Below are 18,908 nucleotides of genomic sequence, written 5' to 3' on the forward strand. Positions count from 1 at the left end.
AGTTTCCATATGTCAAAACAAATTCAAGATGCTTACATTTGTGCCGCAATAAGAACTCCTGTAGGTAAAGCTCCTCGAGGAGTATATAAAGTAACAAGACCTGATGATCTTCTTACTCACTGCTTAAAAGGCTTATTAATTCAAGCACCCGAAATCGATCCAAACGAAATTGGAGATGTTATTGTTGGCTGCGCCATGCCTGAAGCTGAACAAGGAATGAACGTCGCTCGTATATCACTTTTATTAGCAGGGTACCCAAATTCAGTTCCCGGTATGACGATCAATCGTTTTTGTTCATCTGGGATTCAAGCAGTAGCCATGGCTGCAGATAGAATTAAATTGGGAGAAGCCGATTTAATGGTTGCCGCAGGAACAGAAAGCATGAGTCTTATTCCAATGATGGGCCATAAAGTCGTGATGAATCCTGCTTTTTTCAATGATCAAAACATTGGGATTGCTTATGGAATGGGAATGACAGCTGAAAAGGTTGCTGATAAATGGAAAGTAACAAGAGAAGCACAAGATTTATTTGCTTTAGAAAGTCACAGAAGAGCTACAGAAGCAATTAAAAATGGTGAATTTAAAAATGAAATTATTCCATACACAATTACGGATGCTTCTCCTGGAAGAATTGGGGAAATCATTACAAGTAACAAAGTAATTATCCATGATGAAGGCCCAAGAGCAGACTCAACAATTGAGGCATTAGCAAAATTAAAACCTGTTTTTGCAGCACGAGGAAGTGTTACCGCAGGAAATAGTTCACAAATGAGTGATGGTGCTGCAGCTATTCTTTTAGCAAGTGAAAAAGCAATCAAAAAATATAATCTTGTTCCCTTAGCAAGATTTGTGAGTTTTTCTGTTGCAGGAGTTCCTCCAGAAATTATGGGAATTGGTCCAAAAGAAGCTATTCCAAAAGTTTTAAAACAAGCGGGAATAAAACAAAATAATATTGATTGGTTTGAATTAAATGAAGCATTTGCAGCACAAAGCTTAGCCGTTATTCATGATTTAGGATTAGATCCTTCAAAAGTAAATCCTTTAGGCGGAGCAATTGCTTTAGGACATCCCCTTGGTGCAACAGGTGCAATCCGAACTGCAACAATCGTTCATGGTATGAAAAGACATAATCTCAAATATGGAATTGTAACGATGTGTATTGGAACAGGTATGGGTGCTGCTGGTTTAATAGAAATGGTTTAAAATAAACTCTCCTCTTCAAAAAGAAGAGTAAAACTCTTCTTAATCTCTTTATTGAAACAAAATCCCTTTGCTTAGTAACAAATTTAATCATTAACTTATTATTAAAAATAGATGAAAGAAATACAATAAAATAAAATTTAATGTATTCTAAACATAATTTATTTTTATCAAAAAATCCTATAAATTCAAAAAACCATAAATATACTATAAATTATATAAATTTAATTTAAAAAACATATATGGCACAAGAATTGCTTTGTAAAAAATAGTTGGATTTAAAATATTTATATATAAAAAATAAAGGAATTATTATGCATATAAAAAAATTTATCAATTTTAAAAATATTTTTTTCCTATGCTTTTTTATGAAATATTCCTTTGCCGCCATAGCAGCAAACTATTATATGGCTTGCTATTACTACGATACAAATCGTGGTGAAAGTTCTCATAATCCGTCGCTTATGAAAGCAAGTACTTTAATTCCTGGAGCAATAACAAATTATTTTTGGGCAATCGACTTAAATAATTCAAGCTATGTTCAATTAAATGGAAAAATTGTAGATGGCTTTTATTATGCCGAAGATTTAAATTATGAGACAGCTAAAGAACAATGCCAAAAAGCAATAACACAAGGTACATTTTTTTGGAAATCAAACAAAAGTTATAAACTATACGACATTAAAGCATCCCGCTCAAATTATGATGGATTTGAGTATCCAATTCGTTTTAAAAAAGATGACTCAACTAAAGGAAATATCAAACAAATTGTTTTGTTTGGAGATAGTCTTTCTGATTCTGGCAATTTAAAAAGATGGACAAAAGTAATGCCATTTTATCCATTTTGGTATGGGAGATTTTCAGATGGATTCATTTGGAATGACTATTTAAAAAAATTAGCACATTTACCAATATTAAATTTTTCATTTGGTGGCGCAAAAACAGAAGGTAACAATAATTTCTATATTAAAGACTTCATGGATTATATAATTTCATTTGGAAGAAATATAGTAACAGGAAGTTCTAGAGATTATATTAATAATTATGTTAATAATTATTTAACAAATGATTCTTATATTAATAAATCTTATTATATCTCTAATCCAGAAGAAACATTATTTATTTTGTGGATTGGTGCAAATGATTATATTTCAACTTTTGAACAAACAATGTATTCTGAAGATTTTTTCAAATATCCTGATTCCATTAATGGTTCAAGAACAGTTTCTAAAAGAGCTGTAGATAATATTATTTCGCAAATAAAAACTTTAAGTGATAGAGGGGGAAGACATTTTTTAGTTTTAAATCTTCCTGATTTTGGAAAAACACCATTAACTTTAGAAATGAAGTTTGACAAAAATCTTGATGACAAAACAGATAAACAAGAATTTTCTATCAATATTTCCAATGTAATTAGTTTTTATAACCAATATTTAAAGAGAGAATTAGATAATATGGAAAATAATCCATATCAAAATTTAAATATTTCTCTTTTAGATGTTAATAAAAACTTTAATTCACTTCTTGATGGAAAAGATATATTTACAAATCAAGATTTTAATTATGGATTTACAAAACTAGATTCAATTTATCCTATTCCAGGAGAAACTAAAAAGTTTATCCAAGATTATTGTTATAAAGGCAGTTATTTAACCGCATCTAAAAACTCAATTAAGGGGGATAAATCTGCTTATCAATCTGCTTATAATAACTCTTGTAAAGCTAAGGATGGAACAGTAGACAGATTTGCTATTTTTTGGAATTCTCCACACCCAACAAGTTATACTCATTGCTGGATTTCTTACATGGTTATTCATAAATTGGAAGAGGAAAATTTTATTCCAAAAACAGACTACAATATGGAAAACATTAGAGAGTATTGTCAGAAACAAATTAATATTTAAAAAAAAACCTTAACATAAAAGTTAAGGTTTTTTTATGGCTTAGGAGCCGTAGGAACTTTGGGTTCCGGATTTGGAATAGTTGGGGCTTTAGGCTCTGGGTTAGGTAAAGCAGGGCCAGAAGATGACAACGGTAAAGATTGTTGTGGTAATGTTGCCGAAGGCGCAGTATCTAAAGGAGCCGCAGCACTTGGCGTTGATAAACTTTTTTCAAGTTGGTTTTTTAACTCATACTTATTATGAGTTCTTAGCCAAGATGAAGAAATTGCTAAAACAAAAAATAAAAGCCCACAAATCCAAGTGGCTCTAACAATAAGTTTGACACCACCAGTTGCACCAAAAAAGCCTGATGTGTTACCTCCACCAAAGGCTCCGCCTAGTCCACCCTCGTTACCTTGCTGAAGCGCAATAATTAGGACTATCAAAACTAAGGCATCTATGATTAAAAGAGTTGTCAGAAGAGTTGAAATCATCTTAGTATCCTCAGGATAGAAAAGGCTGTATGCCTACTCAAGTAGGATAGGTATTGCACAGCAATAAAGATTTCTCAAGTTCGTTTCACCAAGTGGGTTTATTAAATGACGCGCATGACCAAAAAAAAAGAAGTTTCAGAATCCAAAGTAGACAAAACGACTAAGGCAAAGCCTTCTGGAATTAGGTCTAAAAAAGCTACGACGAAATCGGATGTTGCTGCACCAAAATCAAAGAAGGCAGAAACCTCCAAAGCGACTAAACAGGATAAAGTTATAAAAAAACAGGCACCTAAAAAGGTAAAAGAAGTTCCTGTTAAAAAGGAAAAAGCGGTTAAACAAGAAGTTGTTAAACCAGCAGCTAAGAAAAAAACGTTATCAAGTGCTAAAATAGTTAAAGAAACTGAAATCTTGCCTCAAAATACATTATTTCCAGATATTGAAATTGAGACAATAAAACATGAGCCTGTTGTAAAAATAGAAGCCACAGTGAAGTCGGAAGAAAAAAAGACCATGTCTTATACTCTTCCTTATAAAGAAGAACCTAAGCTTAAAGTTTTACAAGCGGAATCATCTCCAGCACCTAGTTACGTTGTACCTGATGAGTCTGAAAACACAAAAAAAAGAGTACGTTTTGAAAACATAATAGCAAATGACTTTATCATTGAAGCTATTAAAAAAGCTGGGTTTTCTGAACCTAACGAAACACTTCAAAAAGCATTGTCTGCATCTCTTAGGGGATCCGATGTTTTGCTTATCAAGCCCAAACAGGTGGAAGGGTTTTTAATTGGAACAGTAACAGCTGCTTCTAAAATTTTATCTGAAAGTTTGCCTAAAGGTGCGGCCCATTCTCCATCTGTTCTTTTTATCAGCCCCACTCAATCCAAGGCAGATGAGTTATATAAAGCAAGCCACTCTATTTTCCAGAGTTTAGGAATATCTATTTCAAAACTAGACGAAGATGAACTTAAAGAAACAGAACTTGGACAACCCATAGACGTTTTAGTTTCCACTCCTAAGAGTCTGAATAAAGCGATTCAAAATAAATCTATTAAGTCTAAAAATGTAGGCTTATATTTTGCTTTTGAAGCCCAAAGTTTTTCAAATGAAGAATCCATTACAGATTTAGAATTAACTCTTGCAGAGCTTCCTCAAGAAAGAACACAAAAAATTATTTCTGCAAATGAAAATTCTCCCTATGTAAGAGAGTTTTCATTTAAATTTCTTGAAGATCCAGAATACATTACTACTTTACCAAGCCAAATTAAAGAAAGACAACCAAAACAGTTTGCACATGCATTACAAGCAACACAAAAATTTCAAGTTTTACTTGGACACCTTAAAACTCACAAACCTAATTGTGCTGCTATATTTGCAAATACAAAACCAGTTGCTGAATGGATTGCTTTTAAACTTCATGGGAATGGAGTAAAAGTAGAACTGATTACATCACAAATTAGTTCTCAAAAAAGAATTGCATTGATAAAATCTATTAAATCAGGCGATGTAAATGTAATTGTAACAACAGATGCTATATCAAAATCTCTCGGCATTCGTGAATTAAGTTGTATTTATAATTTTGATTTACCAGACTCCCCTAGCACATTTATGAACCGTATTTGTCGAATAGAAGGGGCAAAAAATCCTATTGCTGTTTCTTTTATTTGTGAAGACTATGGTTTTAATATTAAAGCAATTGAAAATACTTTGGGCTTTAAAATTCATATTGCAAATCCTGATAAAAATTATTTTAATATGAAAGATATTTCAGAATATCCTTTAGAGTCTAGCGGAAAAGTAAAGAGAATTGGTGTTTCTTACGAAGAGGAAGAAGTAACAGCTGTAGCAGATGATATAACTCCTATATCTAAACCTGAAACAATTACTCAAGAACCAATTCAAAAAGTTACTAAAAAATACGAAATTGAAACTCCTGTTCAAAAAGACAATGTTTCAACAGCTGCCTTTACAGCTAAACTTTATCCACGCCCAGAAAGCGAAACAAAAGAAGAAATCACTGCAAAAGAGGGCTCCAAATCTCAGACAGCAAGTTTCAATCAAAAGCCTTTCGAGCAGCGTAAAGCTTCGTACCAACAAGGTCACAAACACCAACAAGATGGTGGCACAACAAATCGCCAAACAACTGATAAATTCAATAGAAGGGATGAAAGAGCAAAAGATGCGATTGATGCTGCTCGCCATGCTGCCAAAACAGCTAACGATAAGCGCAAAGATCGCTCTACTCAAAAAATTTCTACCCCACCAAAACGTCCTGGACTATTCGATATCATGGTGTCTTTAGTTCAAGATGCTGTTCAGTCTGCTGCCGTTGCAGCCAAGGATTCTGTGGCAACAAATATTCAAGAAAACTTGCCAACACTATCCAATGTTCTTGATCGTTTCAAAATTTTAAAAAAACCATCAAAACTGCAAGACGAACATAAAAAAAACTAATTTAAAGTAACATTGTTTGCTAAAATAATGTTACTTTTTACTCCCATAAAAAACATAAAAAATTTAATATTAGATAATTTCACTAAATTGAATCAAATTATTATTATCTTTAAAAATAATTTGATTTTTTTTATATAAGCTAATTTATAAAATTTGAAAAAAAATAAAAAAACAATATAGTAAATTTTCTTTCTCATAGGAGGATCTAATGAAGACTATAAATAAATTTTTCTCTGTATTATTAGTATCATTCTCTAGCTCAACTGCAAATGCAGGATTTGTAGATGATACGATTCAAGATAAAGCGATCAGTATTAAAGAAGCAATGTCAATGCCCAATGATTCTTTCGTTATTTTAGAAGGCTATATTCTATCTAAATTAACTAATTCATCAGATAAATATTTATTTACTGATAAAAAATCAAAAGAAAATATTTGTTTAAAAATAGATGAATTTGATGATGGAAAAAAAATCATGCCTGATAAACCATTTGACAAAAATCAAAAAATTCGAATTCGTGGAGAAATAGATAAAAGTTATTTAGATATTGGAAAATGCAATAGATTTAAGATTGATGTAAAGGAACCTATAGAACTTCTTTAAAATTTAATAATTTCATAAATAGAAAAATATAATTAGTTGATATATTGAATAAAATTCAGACATATTATTGCATATCTAATGTCGTAAATAATTTCTTTTTAGAAAAAAGTTACCTTCTGAAAATTCCTACTGCTCAAAAGCAAAATTTTAAAAAATATTTTTTATTTCGAAAATATTACAAATTAATCTTAAAAATATATAATTAAATTAAAATAAAGCATAAAAATAAAAATATTTTCTCTTGAAATTGAATTCATAATTTATTATAAATAATATACACCTATAATACTCTGGAAAAAAATTATGAAAAACAATATATTTTTAAAATTATTTACATTTCTATTTTTATTTTTTATTCAATTCAATGTTTTTTGTCTCGAGTTTAATGACTATGCACCCAGACCAGACTATGTGTCAAATTATGATAAACCATTTAACCAATATACCTGGCTTGTTGCTCATAATGCCTATTCAAATTATTCTAATTTTTCAAATCAATATGGCATTAAAATCTCTAAACAATTAGAATTAGGCGTTAGAGGACTTATGCTTGATTTATATGATTTTAATGATGAGATTTATTTATGCCATAAAACATGTTTATTAAGTGAATATGGCACATTTGTTGAAGAAATGAATAACACTATTATTCCCTTCTTAGAAAATAATCCAAATGAAGTTTTAACATTATTTTTAGAAGACCATAGCAGTAAAGATTTTTTTAAAAGAGCATTAAATCAAGTTAAAGATCTTTCAAAATATGTTTTTAATCCTCAAAAATGGAACGATCGAAGTAACTGGCCTACATTAAATGAACTCATCCAAAAAAATCAAAGACTTTTTATAATTTCTGAAAATGAAAAAAACTCTGGCTATTTTGAAATTAATTCTGGTGAAGTCCACGTTATTTTTGGGCAAGATATTTCTGTAGAAAATTATTGGAGCTTAGGTGACACCTATATGAGTCATGATTATAGATGTTACTCTAGATGGAAAGACATCTCCTTGTCCACAGAAAAGGCTTCACCCTTTTATAATTACTGGGATAGAATTTTTGTTATGAACCAATTTCATGGAATACCTTATGCCCCTCATTCCGAGGAAGATAATAAGTTTTATAAATTGAAAAAAAGAGAAGAAAAATATTGCAAACCTTATTCAAAAAGATTTCCTAATTTTATAGCTGTGGACAACATTACTCATGGCAATGCTTTAGAATATGTTGAATGGCATAATAATGGTGGAATTTTATTTTATAATAAAAACTTTAATTACGAAAGTTTGGTTTGTGGCCTAGCCACTACATTCAATAGAAAAATTCCTTTATACAAAGCGGGTTGTTATGACTATGTAACAAAGGCGCAATTACAAGGAGTTCCAAAAGGAACTAAAATTCTAATTTATAGTTCTGACTACAATTTAAACAATTCAGAATACACAGAAATAGAAGTCCTAAATGATTTAAATTTTACAGAACCTATTAACATAGATTCATTTGATGCATCTTTTGAAAACAAAAATTTTAAATTAAAATATTTTGGAAAAAATGGAATGAAAGATTCTGTTTATGCAGTTGAAATAATTCGAAGCAACATAAAAAATGATAATTAAGAAATGAATATCTAAAAAATATGTAATTTATAATCACTTCAAAATATTCTTCCTAATTTTAATCAAATAAAACAGCTATAAAATTATTTTAAAAACAATAAATACACTTTATTTAGATAAAAAATAAAGGAAAAATATATTCCAAATACTTTAAAAATTTTTTAATTAAAAATTGAAATAAATTAAAAATTTATTTATCACAAATATACCAATTGAATTATATTTTTAATTCAATTAAACTAAAAAATTTTAATTTTTATAGTTTTTTATAATAAAATATGTAATTTTAAAAATTCATATTTAGGCATATAAAAAAAATAAAATTAATTAGTTTTCTAAAATTCAATTAAACAAAAAGTATAGTGTCATTCATTTGAATTACTCTATAGGAAGATATGAATGTTTAAAAAATATTTCTATTTATTAGTAATATCTAATTTTCTTACATTTATTACAGGCTGTCAAACTCTGGATGAGGCTTTATTTGGCAAAACACTCGTAATTAGAATGAAAATTAAAAGTGAATCAAATAAAAACATGGCATTTGAAAATGATATTGTTACAAGTTCTTCACCAGAGTTTAGTAAAAAAATAGAGCAAACTTCAAATAAAGATTGGTTTGACGAATCAAATACAGAGTTTCAAGAAATTAAAAAATCAAAATACGTTAAAGTTTACAAGACATATATTATACCTACCGAATCTAAAAAAATGGTCACAGTAAATATTCCAAAAAATTGTAAATATATTTATATATTTAATCGTTATAGCTCACAAGAAAATGCCTTTCCTATAAAAGTAAACTCAGAAAGTAACATAAGAATGTTATTTGATAAATTAAAGATTGAAGTCAAAGAAATTGATCTAAAATCGAATGAACTCGAAGCAACAATTAAGGAAGATGACAATGCTTAAAGGAAAAATATTATTCTCTATAATTACATTGTTACCTTTAAGTTTAAATGCAATTGAAATTGAAGCTCATGAAATTGATACAGCATATCCTGCTGATATTAGACAAAATGTAATAAACGTAAATTCATATCAAGATTTTGATAAGAATGTAGGGTATTATTTAGATCAAGGCCTTTATGTATCTAAATTTGGAAATAAATATACACCTCTTTTGTCGACACAGCTTGGTATAATACTAAATAACTCTTTTTCAATTTTTTCTGGCATACAATATTCAATTACAAAAACAAGTATTGAATATCAAATTGAAGAAACAACTGAATCCGTAATTATGAATCATTATAGCTCATTCAATGCTGGAATTGGCTATTCCTTTTTTGGAGAATATTTTATACATCCAAAGTTAAGGGCAACTTTTGGAAGAGCTTATTTTGAAATAGAGAATGATGAATTTAAATTAATAAATAACTTTGACTATTTTAGTCCTGCTATTTCTGCTGAAATAAATTTATGGAAATATGCCACTCTCGAATTTGGTATTCAATATCGTTATATTTTTAAAGCTTCACAAAAAGTATCAGACAATAATGTTGAATATATGTTTCATCTATTTATTGGAAATTTTTAAATAAGGTAATATCTAATGATACAAAAAGATCTTGGATTTTCAATAATACCAAAAGCAGTAAACTGGAAAGAAGGTAATGTCCTTCATCCATCGGTATTATATTATGAATTTCAAAGAATTGACATAATTAATAAACAACGTTTTTTAATTGAAAATCCAAATTTTTATGGGATTCATAAAATTAAAATTGAAGAAGATGATTTACAATATAATATTTTTAAAATTAAAGAAATTGAGTGTATTTTTTCCGATGGCACTTTGTTTTGTAAAAATTTTGAAAATGAATATGAACTTAAAATTGATTTAAATCAGTATAAAAATAATCCAATAGAAGAAACTTATATTTTTCTTTCTATCCCAGAATGTTCACCAAAGAATTTTGTTTTTGGAGAACAGGACTCTCGTTACAAATCATCTAAAACTCAAAGTCTTAATGATTGGGAAAACGAAGAAAAACAATTTATTACATTAGACGAAAACGTATTTTTAGATATGGATACTCATCCACCTGTAAATTGTGCCTTTTTACCACTCGGAAAAATTAAAATTGATGATGGTGTCATTCATTTTTTAGAATATATTCCACCAAGTCTTTCTATAAAATCAAGCGATAAATTATATCAAACTTCTTTAAGCTTAATTGAATTTATGAGAAATAAACTTGATATTTTAAATCAAGATATAGATTTCATTAAGAACACAGAAAACTTTTTAAGCTATATTGAAAAAACTCAATTAAATATAAATTTAAAACATGCCATCTCAAATATTGAATCTATTATGCAATTAAAATCAACAACACCAGAAATTTTATACAAAGAATGCTGTGTTGCTTTATCATTAATTAGTTCAATCAATCAAATTTTTGAGAATGTAGAAAATACAATCTATGACCATACAAATATAAAATATGTTTTTGATAATATTATTTCTAAAATTCAGAACTCCTTAGAGCAAGAAATTTCAGAAAAATATAGAACATATCGTTTTAACAAAAAAGATAATATATTCTTTATCAATTTAAATTATAAACTTCCTGAGTTTATAAAAGTTTCAATTAAAAAACAAGCAAACACAAAAGACGAAGAAATATTAGAGTGGATTAAAACTGCTCTTATTTGTGAAAAAACAGATATGGAATTTAATTTAGAAAAAAGAGCAATAGGTTTTGAAAGAAAACAAGAGTTTTTAAACCCAGATATTATTGTTAAAAAAGATTTCATAACATTTAATATTCAAACTAAGGTTATTGAAAATAAAATTGATAACGTAATTATAGTTACACAATCAAATTCATTACTAAATAAGTTTGAACCAGAAGAAATTTACTTATATCAAGAGAAAGTATCATGATAAATTCAAACCTAGTAATCAATGATATTTTTTCTGATATAAATAAATTTATAGATGAATCTATATCAAAATTAAATGAACATATATATGATGCAGTCAATACGGATTTATTCAATTCAATTGATTGTGAAGAAAAAGTTAAAAATTTAAAAAATGATTTAATAGTATATTTTAAAAATAAACAAAAATATTTAAAGCAAAACAGAAGATCATCTGACATAAAAATTATTGACGAAATCGTCTTCACAATAATTTGCTTTTTTGATGAAACTTTTATTTGTTTAAATTGGAATGGAAGACAGTTTTGGCGATTAGATTCTATTGAAAAAGCTCTTTACACTTCACAAGCAGGTGGAGATCTTATTTTTAATACGATCGAAAAATTAATACAAGAAAAAAACTCGAAAGACGCTGAACTTGCAAAAATTTATTATACATTGTTGAAACTTGGTTTTAAAGGAAAATACCGTGAACTCGATTTTACTGAAAAATATGAAGAGCTAACAGAGAAACTAAGAGAAATATTTTCAGATTCCACAAGTATTGGCAAAGAATTCGAAAAACCCTCTTATTTAGTGACAAGAAATAAATATGAGAATTTTATAAAAAAAGAATTAATTTATTTAACAATAAAATATATTTTTGTTGGAATTGTTGTTTCTTTTTTAATTGGTGAAATATACTGGCATATTATGCTTAAACTTAACTAATCAAGTGGTAATTTAATTTATGATTAAAATTGTCTTAATAATTTTATTTCTTTGCAGTATATTTTATATTGCAAGAAAAATAATTTTCTTAAAAAAACGAGAGTTTAAATTTTTAAGAAAACCGGCACTAAAAAATTATTTTTTAGATTATTTTTATTTTCAATCCATAAAAAAAGATTTTAAATATAAAAAATACTTTTTTATTCTAGATGAAAATACAACTAAAATAATAGAAAAACTAAACCCTGAAACAAATAAAATTTACAATTTTCCAAAAGAATCTTTATTTTCAGCAATTTTTGTAAATAATACAAGCTACATTATCTTAAACACAGAAGTCCTCAATCAAGAGCGAAATCCAGAAATGCAAGCTCTTAAAAGACGTTTCATTCGACTTTTAAAGAGAATCAGAAAAAATAATGATTTTTATTTATTTAAAGGAATTCTTTCTTTCAAAGATAACGAAGATATTTCCAATAATAAAAATAATCCTGATGAACTAAATGCTATTGTTTTTCGTGACTATTTTGTACTTTCAGAGTTAAATGGAATTTATAAAGCAGAAATTCCATATTATTCATTATTAGAATTACCAATTAAAGGAAACTATTCTGAAATTATTTCAGATTTCAAAATAAAAGATAATACAAAAATAGTTGGATTTTGTGAATATCCTTTTCATTTTGAAAATTCAAATATTGCTCAACAAAGTTCAGATAAATTTATTGAAAATTATAAAAAACTTCTCGATTTTAAAAAATTTAATGTTGTTCAACAAAATTTAGATTCAAATGAAATTAGAAAATATATTGGTATTGTTTCATCCTTAAAAAATGGAGTTAGTAATTGCCATAAGAACTACAACTATGAAATTGAAAAGAATCTTGAAAAATATAAAATTAATCTTTGTTCCGCTGGCATGTTCTTTTATCATTTAGATCATCCATCCATGATTAATATTGAGTCTCTTTTAAAAGAAATTTCAGAATCTCAATTTGAAAATATTAGATTAAATAACAATCGTTTTAATAAGTACCAAAATGTAATTGTTGCTGGAGCTGGAGTTGCTGGAATCACAACCGTAGCACTTGGGGTTGGTTTAACGGATTCTCTTATAAGTTTTCATAAGGAATACGATAAAATAAGCCACATAAATAATAAAATTAAAGAGTATAATTCCCTTTCTGATTTAGGAAAAAATTCTAAAATTACAAATATTTCTTGCGAAATCATCAATGACGCCTATCATTTAAGCAGGATGGATAGCAATTATACTTTTATCATTCCTTCTTGGAGTAAAAGCTCTTCCTCTTCTATCCAAGAACAATATTCAACCCATTTTTCCAAATTTTTTAATAAAAATTTAATTCATTCTTTCAATAAATATGTGAGCGATACCGTCGTTATTACTGCTCATGATGATATTTCTAATTTTTCAAACCATGACCAAGCTTACGCTTATGCATCAGACAACGTGAGTAGAATGTCTCGAATCAATAATATTTATAGCAAACTTAATCACAAAGATTCCGATTCATTCAGTGATTCTATTAACCAAATGCTTCAGACAATTTATGGGACAGATAGTAATTTAACTCAATGTAATTTTGATTTTAAATCAAATGCAAAAATTGCTACCTTACAAAGTAAAAATTTTAAGCTCGAACTTGAAATGAGCCATGACGCTTTTCAAAAAAAATCAAAAGATAAATTTGATAAAGTTCTCGAAATTTTAGTAACATCACAGTTTAATAAAAAGAAACTCGATGCACACGCTTATTCAATGAATAAATTATTTAGTACTGCTTTTAAAATTGAGCAACCTAACTTTAATTCCTTAAGTAACGAAGAAAAATTTAAATTTATAAAACAAATTGTAGCCGATTATTTAGCACTAAAAGAATTTGCTAGTATAACTTCTCAAACGACAAAATCGGTTGATGAGTTTATCAATACAAATCATTATAATGTTTTGTATACAAGTCTTCAAAATGCATCTATTATCTCTAAAAAAGACATCGATTTTTATAAAAAAAGAATTGAAGACATATTTAAAGACTTTAAAGACATTATGCTGACCTACCAAATTAAGGAATTCGATCAAAAACTATTTTTAATTGAATTAGATAAATCTGTAGTAATTCATAAAGATATTGACTTTTATTTTTCACACTTAAGTAAAATTATATCTGATTATACAGCACTAAATCCATCAAATGAGCACTCTTTAGAAGCTTTAAATGAAATTCAGTATTTTAATATCGAATTTTTACAAACAGTTTTAAATAACACCATTAATTTAGATAATATTATTAAATCATTTAAAGATAAAAAGTATACGCCAAATTTACAAAATAAAATTGAAAGCACTTTGAAATTTATTGTTGAATTGCATTTAATTAATAATAAAAATAAATTATTTACTTCTTCTTATCGCTCAAATTTGAATACCATTGAAAATTCGCAAGATGACCATGTAAAAAATCTTGTAGAATCGTATCAGGTTATAAAACAAATGAACACGTTTGTTACAAAATACCAGTTATCTCAAATTGCTCAAACAATTTTTCCATTTGTGTATTCAAAAATTAACCACAATTTTCAAACATTAAAAGGAAAATTAGTTGGCGCTGGTCTCTATGCAGGAACAACCTCAAATTTTAACTGGTGGAATGGAGAAAGTCCTGCAGCCCAAAGATATTTTGCTGTTTCAACCGAAGCTGAATTGTCAGAATATCTTCAAAAACAAAAAGGAATTATTTTAAAAATATACAATGACCAAGTCTCTCCTCTCATGACAATACATGAAGAATTAAATTTATCCTTTAAAGACTCTTCCGAAATTGAAAGTAGAGAATTTTGGAAACGTATTAAAATTGATTTAATTGAAAAATCGGAAGTTGGTTCTATTTCATCCTTAAATGATTTTATATTAAACTCATTAAATAAAACAGTTACAGAAACTTGTTATAAATATTTAAAATCAATTCAAATAAATCGCCGTAATGATGAAGATTATTTTGATGTAATTAAGTATAATCTTGCCAATAAATTTGGAAACAGATGCCAATCTTTATATTATGAAAGAAGCATAATTGAATACAATTTAATCTCTAAAATGTTTAATCAAAAGTTATCAAACAAATTTCCTTTTATTGAAACAAATAAAATTTCACAGATGGGACAATATGCTTTATTAGATGATGTGAAGTCATTTATGCAAAGTTATTTAGTTTTTGCAAAATCATATTTAAGCTTTTTGAAAGAATATTACCCAAGTTTCTTTAAACCAGAATATAAAGACTTTATTCAAAAAACGAATAAGTTTTATTCCTTTATGGCTTCTGGCAAAGACTCCGATGGTAAAATTAAATTTCCTGTAGAATTTTTCTTTCGTGCAGATAGACAAAATGAAATCAATGGGAATAAAATTTTAAATTGGAAATTAGAATGTGGAGCTGAAAAATTTGGATCAAACCATGGAACACAAGAAGAAGCCCGTTTTAAATGGACATTTGGTGACCCATGTAAGCTTTCATTCAAAATTTCAAAGTCTAAAACAAGCAAGGTAACAAATAGCGATATTCAAAATATTGTCTCCGATGAAAATAACCCATGGGGAATGCTTGCTTTAATTATGAGATATCGTGATTGCAAAGACGGATGCGATAATTCAAACAAATTAAAAATGAATTTAATTAACTCAAACGGTGAAAACGCAATTTTATTTAATTTCAATTATAAATTATTTAAAAATAACAGTTTAAATGAACAAATTGCAATTCCAAAATTCCCAGTTTTTGCACCAGAAGTAAAAGACCAATCAAGTCGGGTTTCACAAGATGAAAGTTCAGAGTTACCAGATATTTAAGGAATATATATTTTAGAGTTTGGAGGATTAAACATGAAAGTTTAATTATCAATCAATTTTTTAATTGTTACAGGGAAGTGTAAAACATAAAAGGAGACATAAATGTCAGCATTAAGTATTCAACATAAGTTAAAAAAAGTAAGACCACCTAGAGTTCAAATTACATATGATCTTCATGCAGAAGGCGGCTTAAAACCTAAGGATCTTCCTTTTGTAATTGGCCTTATTTCAAACTTATCTGGTCATAAAAACAAAAAACCTCAAAAAATAAAACAATGTCAATTTTTGACTGTTGAAAAAGAAAACTATAATTCAACTATGCAAAAAATTGCACCAGAAGTTTCATTTACAGTAGAAAATACACTTGAAAAAAATGGCTCAAATTTAGCTGTTAATTTAAAAATGGAAAGCATGGCTGATTTTACTCCTGGTAAAATTGCAGAAAATCATCCTACTCTTTCAAAACTTTTAGAAGTAAGAAAAAAATTAATTGACCTTCAGTCTAAAGTAGACAGCAATGAATCTCTTGAAGTGATTTTGAAAAAGTTAATGGATAATAAAGGAGCTCTAAAAAAATTAGCGGCTGCTCCTGAAAAACCAAATTCACAACCTGAAGAAACTAATTCTAATAATTAAAAGAAGAAAAAGAAGGGATAAACATGAACGCACAAGCAAGATACCAGGAAGTAATGGAAGCTGATTTATCATTTTTAGATATGAAAGATTTTGATATCAGTGAAAAAATTCTTGAAGTAACACACAGCGATATTGATGATCAGCAAAAAGAAAACTTCAAAAAAATGTTGCAAGTATTTGCAGAAGAAGTTGTTCAAGAAAAATTAAATACAAAAAATGATTTTAATAAAATGATCAATGAAAGAATTTCTGAAATTGATGAATTATTAACAGAACAAATTAACAAAATTATTCACCATGCTGAATTTCAAAAATTAGAAGCAAGCTGGCGTGGTCTAGAAATGCTAATCAATAATTTAGAACCAGATGATAAATTAAAAATTCGCGTTCTTGATGCAACAAAAGATGACATTCTTTTAGACCACCGCACCGCTCCTGACTGGGACCAAAGTGGACTTTTTAAATTAGTTTACGAAAGCGAATACGGTACTTTTGGTGGTGAACCATTTGGAATGTTAGTAGGTGATTACTATTGCTCACGTAGTCAAACAGACATTGAATTTTTAAGAGCTGTTTCTTTAGTTGCCTCTGCTGCTCACGTTCCTTTTATTTCAGCTGCAGGTTCTAAACTTTTTGACATGGATTCCTTTACCGATTTAAGCAAACCAAAAAGCTTAGAGCGCATGTTTAATTCTGTAGATTATGCAAACTGGAATACATTCCGTTCTAAAGAAGAATCTAAATATGTTTGTTTAGCTATGCCAAGCGTTATCATGCGTAATGAATATTCTGATGATGGCATTCCTGTTAAAGAATTTAAATTTGTAGAAGATTTAAATGAAAAAGACCACGAAAAATTCTTATGGGGTAATGCTGCATTCTATTTAGCAGACAGAATTGGACAATCCTATCGTCAATTCGGTTGGTTCCAAAATATCCGCGGCGTTGAAAATGGCGGAACCGTTGATGGCCTCCCTATTTACCTATTTACAGATGAAGAAGGGAACAGAGTTCAAAAAAATCCTGTGGAAGTAACAATTACTGACCGTCGTGAAAAAGAATTAGATGACCTTGGTTTCTTAAGCCTTGTTTATAAACGTGGTACAGACCAAGCCGTATTTTTTGGCTCCAAGACAATTCATAAATTGAAGGAGTATGACAATGATCTAGCCAATGCAAATGCATCATTAACTATACAAATGCCATACATAATGGCTATATCTCGCTTTGCTCATTATTTAAAGAGTATTATGCGTGATAAAATTGGAAGTTTTTCAACACCAGAAGGTGTTTCCGCTTATTTAAACAATTGGATTTCCCGTTACGTTATTTTATCTGATACTGCTTCCGACTGGGTAAAAAGCGCATTTCCTCTACGTGAAGCACGTATTGACGTCTCAACCGTTCCTGGCAAGCCTGGTGTTTACAGCGCAGTAATGTACTTAAGGCCACACTTCTATTTAAACGAATTAACAATTTCAATGCGTTTAGTTAGCGAGTTACCAGCAGGTAAATAACTTTTTTTTAAAACAACTCATAATATGATGGAGTATAATTATGACAGATACATTAGTAGCACCAGTTCCAAAGTCACAAACTAAGTTAGCGATTTCTTTCTTTGACTATGATCCTAAAAATGCAGCTCACCCAGAGTTGCCTGCTTACTTATTAATTCAAGAACTCAACGGCGAATTTATGCCAGAGTCTACAATTAATACATCTTTAAAAGAAAGAACATTCAAAAACTATCCAGTAAATGTGGAAATCACTCTTTCTTCTCCAGAAGGAGCAGAAATTGAAGATATTTATGCTCAGCTTGAACAATCTAAGCTAAAATCTGCAAAAATTCTTGAGTACGTAGAAGACCAAGATCGTTCTCCACTTTATGTTAAGCATGGTGCTTACCTAGACATTCACGTTAAACTTGCTCTTCCTGTTCTAGCAGCAGACGGCAAAAAAACTCTAAAAATCATTATCAGCAATGCTACTGGTTATGTTGGAGTTAAATATGCTGCGAAAAACCAAGTTCAAGGCAATCCTGTTATTCTTGATCCACAACTTATTACTTACGAAGATCTTAAAAATATCAAGGTAACACTTGGTTCTTATAAAGATTTTGCTTTAAAAGCTTAATTTAAAGTAATTAAAAAGGAGTTTTATTATGATGCGTTTGGTAGAAGAAAATTATTCATTTAAAGATATTCATTATTCTGTAAAACATAATATAGATTATATATTAAATACACGGAATACATTATCGGTTGATGAATTTTTAACCCTATCAAGGCATCATATAAACTCCTCTAATTTTGGTTTACCAAATATCAATCGCCTCACTTTAGCGAATGAAAGTGATAAAGAAAATTTATGCCTCTGCATTAAAAAGGCTTTAAATTTTTTTGAACCCCGTTTCTTTAATTTAGAAGTAACTTTCCAAAACTATAATAAGTACAAACGTATTGCCCAAATTTGTGCAAGTGGAAAAATAGATTCTGAAAATGCGACTATTAATTTATTTTTACATGTCTCCGTTTGGAAATTCAATTGTGAGTAAA

15 protein-coding genes are annotated in these 18,908 nt (G+C 28.5%); 14 read left to right on the forward strand and 1 reads right to left on the reverse strand.

Annotated elements, in window-relative coordinates; translation table 11 throughout:
* The first annotated feature begins 9 nt into the window (after positions 1-9).
* Positions 10-1,203: an acetyl-CoA C-acyltransferase gene (locus GCL60_RS07020; RefSeq protein ID WP_153419605.1), complete on the forward strand. Its 1,194-nt coding sequence runs from the start codon at positions 10-12 to the stop codon at positions 1,201-1,203.
* 311 nt (positions 1,204-1,514) lie between these two features.
* Complete coding sequence (locus GCL60_RS07025) at positions 1,515-3,104, forward strand: SGNH/GDSL hydrolase family protein (RefSeq protein ID WP_153419607.1); 1,590 nt, start codon at positions 1,515-1,517, stop codon at positions 3,102-3,104.
* A gap of 32 nt (positions 3,105-3,136) precedes the next feature.
* On the opposite strand, the gene secG is transcribed toward GCL60_RS07025, so the two are convergent.
* Positions 3,137-3,574 carry a preprotein translocase subunit SecG gene (gene secG, locus GCL60_RS07030; RefSeq protein WP_153419610.1) on the reverse strand — a complete coding sequence of 146 codons (438 nt, stop codon included), beginning with the start codon at positions 3,572-3,574 and terminating at the stop codon, positions 3,137-3,139.
* A 105-nt stretch (positions 3,575-3,679) separates the two neighbouring features.
* Here secG and GCL60_RS07035 point away from each other — a divergent pair, with 105 nt between their 5' ends.
* From GCL60_RS07035 to tssE, 12 genes are all read left to right on the forward strand, one after another.
* Complete coding sequence (locus tag GCL60_RS07035; RefSeq protein WP_153419612.1) at positions 3,680-6,025, forward strand: helicase-related protein; 2,346 nt, start codon at positions 3,680-3,682, stop codon at positions 6,023-6,025.
* 208 nt (positions 6,026-6,233) lie between these two features.
* Positions 6,234-6,629, forward strand: a complete 396-nt coding sequence (locus tag GCL60_RS07040) for a NirD/YgiW/YdeI family stress tolerance protein (RefSeq protein ID WP_153419614.1) — start codon at positions 6,234-6,236, stop codon at positions 6,627-6,629.
* Between the two features lie 303 nt (positions 6,630-6,932).
* Positions 6,933-8,240, forward strand: a complete 1,308-nt coding sequence (locus tag GCL60_RS07045) for a phosphatidylinositol-specific phospholipase C domain-containing protein (RefSeq protein ID WP_153419616.1) — start codon at positions 6,933-6,935, stop codon at positions 8,238-8,240.
* Positions 8,241-8,639: 399 nt separating this feature from the next.
* Complete coding sequence (locus GCL60_RS07050) at positions 8,640-9,155, forward strand: hypothetical protein (RefSeq protein ID WP_153419618.1); 516 nt, start codon at positions 8,640-8,642, stop codon at positions 9,153-9,155.
* Positions 9,148-9,783 carry a hypothetical protein gene (locus tag GCL60_RS07055; protein ID WP_153419620.1) on the forward strand — a complete coding sequence of 212 codons (636 nt, stop codon included), beginning with the start codon at positions 9,148-9,150 and terminating at the stop codon, positions 9,781-9,783. Before GCL60_RS07050 ends, GCL60_RS07055 begins: the two co-directional genes overlap by 8 nt.
* 15 nt (positions 9,784-9,798) lie before the next feature.
* Entirely contained in the window at positions 9,799-11,136 is a 1,338-nt protein-coding gene (tssK, locus tag GCL60_RS07060; protein WP_153419622.1) for a type VI secretion system baseplate subunit TssK, read from the forward strand.
* A complete protein-coding gene (locus GCL60_RS07065) occupies positions 11,133-11,846 on the forward strand; it encodes a DotU family type IV/VI secretion system protein (RefSeq protein ID WP_153419624.1) in 714 nt (237 codons plus the stop codon). Before tssK ends, GCL60_RS07065 begins: the two co-directional genes overlap by 4 nt.
* 19 nt (positions 11,847-11,865) lie before the next feature.
* Positions 11,866-15,717 (forward strand): hypothetical protein, encoded by a 3,852-nt coding sequence (locus tag GCL60_RS07070; protein WP_153419626.1) that lies wholly within the window; start codon positions 11,866-11,868, stop codon positions 15,715-15,717.
* A gap of 102 nt (positions 15,718-15,819) precedes the next feature.
* Positions 15,820-16,353: a type VI secretion system contractile sheath small subunit gene (tssB, locus tag GCL60_RS07075; protein WP_153419628.1), complete on the forward strand. Its 534-nt coding sequence runs from the start codon at positions 15,820-15,822 to the stop codon at positions 16,351-16,353.
* Between the two features lie 23 nt (positions 16,354-16,376).
* Positions 16,377-17,870, forward strand: coding sequence for a type VI secretion system contractile sheath large subunit (gene tssC / locus GCL60_RS07080; protein WP_153419630.1), 1,494 nt, complete (start codon positions 16,377-16,379; stop codon positions 17,868-17,870).
* A gap of 40 nt (positions 17,871-17,910) precedes the next feature.
* A complete protein-coding gene (locus tag GCL60_RS07085) occupies positions 17,911-18,486 on the forward strand; it encodes a hypothetical protein (RefSeq protein ID WP_153419632.1) in 576 nt (191 codons plus the stop codon).
* Between the two features lie 28 nt (positions 18,487-18,514).
* Entirely contained in the window at positions 18,515-18,907 is a 393-nt protein-coding gene (gene tssE, locus GCL60_RS07090; RefSeq protein WP_153419634.1) for a type VI secretion system baseplate subunit TssE, read from the forward strand.
* The last annotated feature ends 1 nt before the right edge of the window (position 18,908 follow it).

Source organism: Silvanigrella paludirubra, from assembly GCF_009208775.1.
In the GTDB taxonomy this organism is placed as follows: Bacteria; Bdellovibrionota_B; Oligoflexia; order Silvanigrellales; family Silvanigrellaceae; genus Silvanigrella; species Silvanigrella paludirubra.

Excerpts from the sequence above, each read along its gene's own strand:
- GCL60_RS07055 (WP_153419620.1), top strand. The coding sequence starts at position 9,148 with ATGCTTAAAGGAAAAATATTATTCTCTATAATTACATTGTTACCTTTA.
- GCL60_RS07035 (WP_153419612.1), top strand. The coding sequence starts at position 3,680 with ATGACGCGCATGACCAAAAAAAAAGAAGTTTCAGAATCCAAAGTAGAC.
- GCL60_RS07025 (WP_153419607.1), top strand. The coding sequence starts at position 1,515 with ATGCATATAAAAAAATTTATCAATTTTAAAAATATTTTTTTCCTATGC.
- GCL60_RS07070 (WP_153419626.1), top strand. The coding sequence starts at position 11,866 with ATGATTAAAATTGTCTTAATAATTTTATTTCTTTGCAGTATATTTTAT.
- secG (WP_153419610.1), bottom strand. The coding sequence starts at position 3,574 with ATGATTTCAACTCTTCTGACAACTCTTTTAATCATAGATGCCTTAGTT.
- tssC (WP_153419630.1), top strand. The coding sequence starts at position 16,377 with ATGAACGCACAAGCAAGATACCAGGAAGTAATGGAAGCTGATTTATCA.
- tssK (WP_153419622.1), top strand. The coding sequence starts at position 9,799 with ATGATACAAAAAGATCTTGGATTTTCAATAATACCAAAAGCAGTAAAC.
- GCL60_RS07020 (WP_153419605.1), top strand. The coding sequence starts at position 10 with ATGTCAAAACAAATTCAAGATGCTTACATTTGTGCCGCAATAAGAACT.
- GCL60_RS07040 (WP_153419614.1), top strand. The coding sequence starts at position 6,234 with ATGAAGACTATAAATAAATTTTTCTCTGTATTATTAGTATCATTCTCT.
- GCL60_RS07085 (WP_153419632.1), top strand. The coding sequence starts at position 17,911 with ATGACAGATACATTAGTAGCACCAGTTCCAAAGTCACAAACTAAGTTA.
- GCL60_RS07065 (WP_153419624.1), top strand. The coding sequence starts at position 11,133 with ATGATAAATTCAAACCTAGTAATCAATGATATTTTTTCTGATATAAAT.
- tssB (WP_153419628.1), top strand. The coding sequence starts at position 15,820 with ATGTCAGCATTAAGTATTCAACATAAGTTAAAAAAAGTAAGACCACCT.
- GCL60_RS07050 (WP_153419618.1), top strand. The coding sequence starts at position 8,640 with ATGTTTAAAAAATATTTCTATTTATTAGTAATATCTAATTTTCTTACA.
- tssE (WP_153419634.1), top strand. The coding sequence starts at position 18,515 with ATGATGCGTTTGGTAGAAGAAAATTATTCATTTAAAGATATTCATTAT.
- GCL60_RS07045 (WP_153419616.1), top strand. The coding sequence starts at position 6,933 with ATGAAAAACAATATATTTTTAAAATTATTTACATTTCTATTTTTATTT.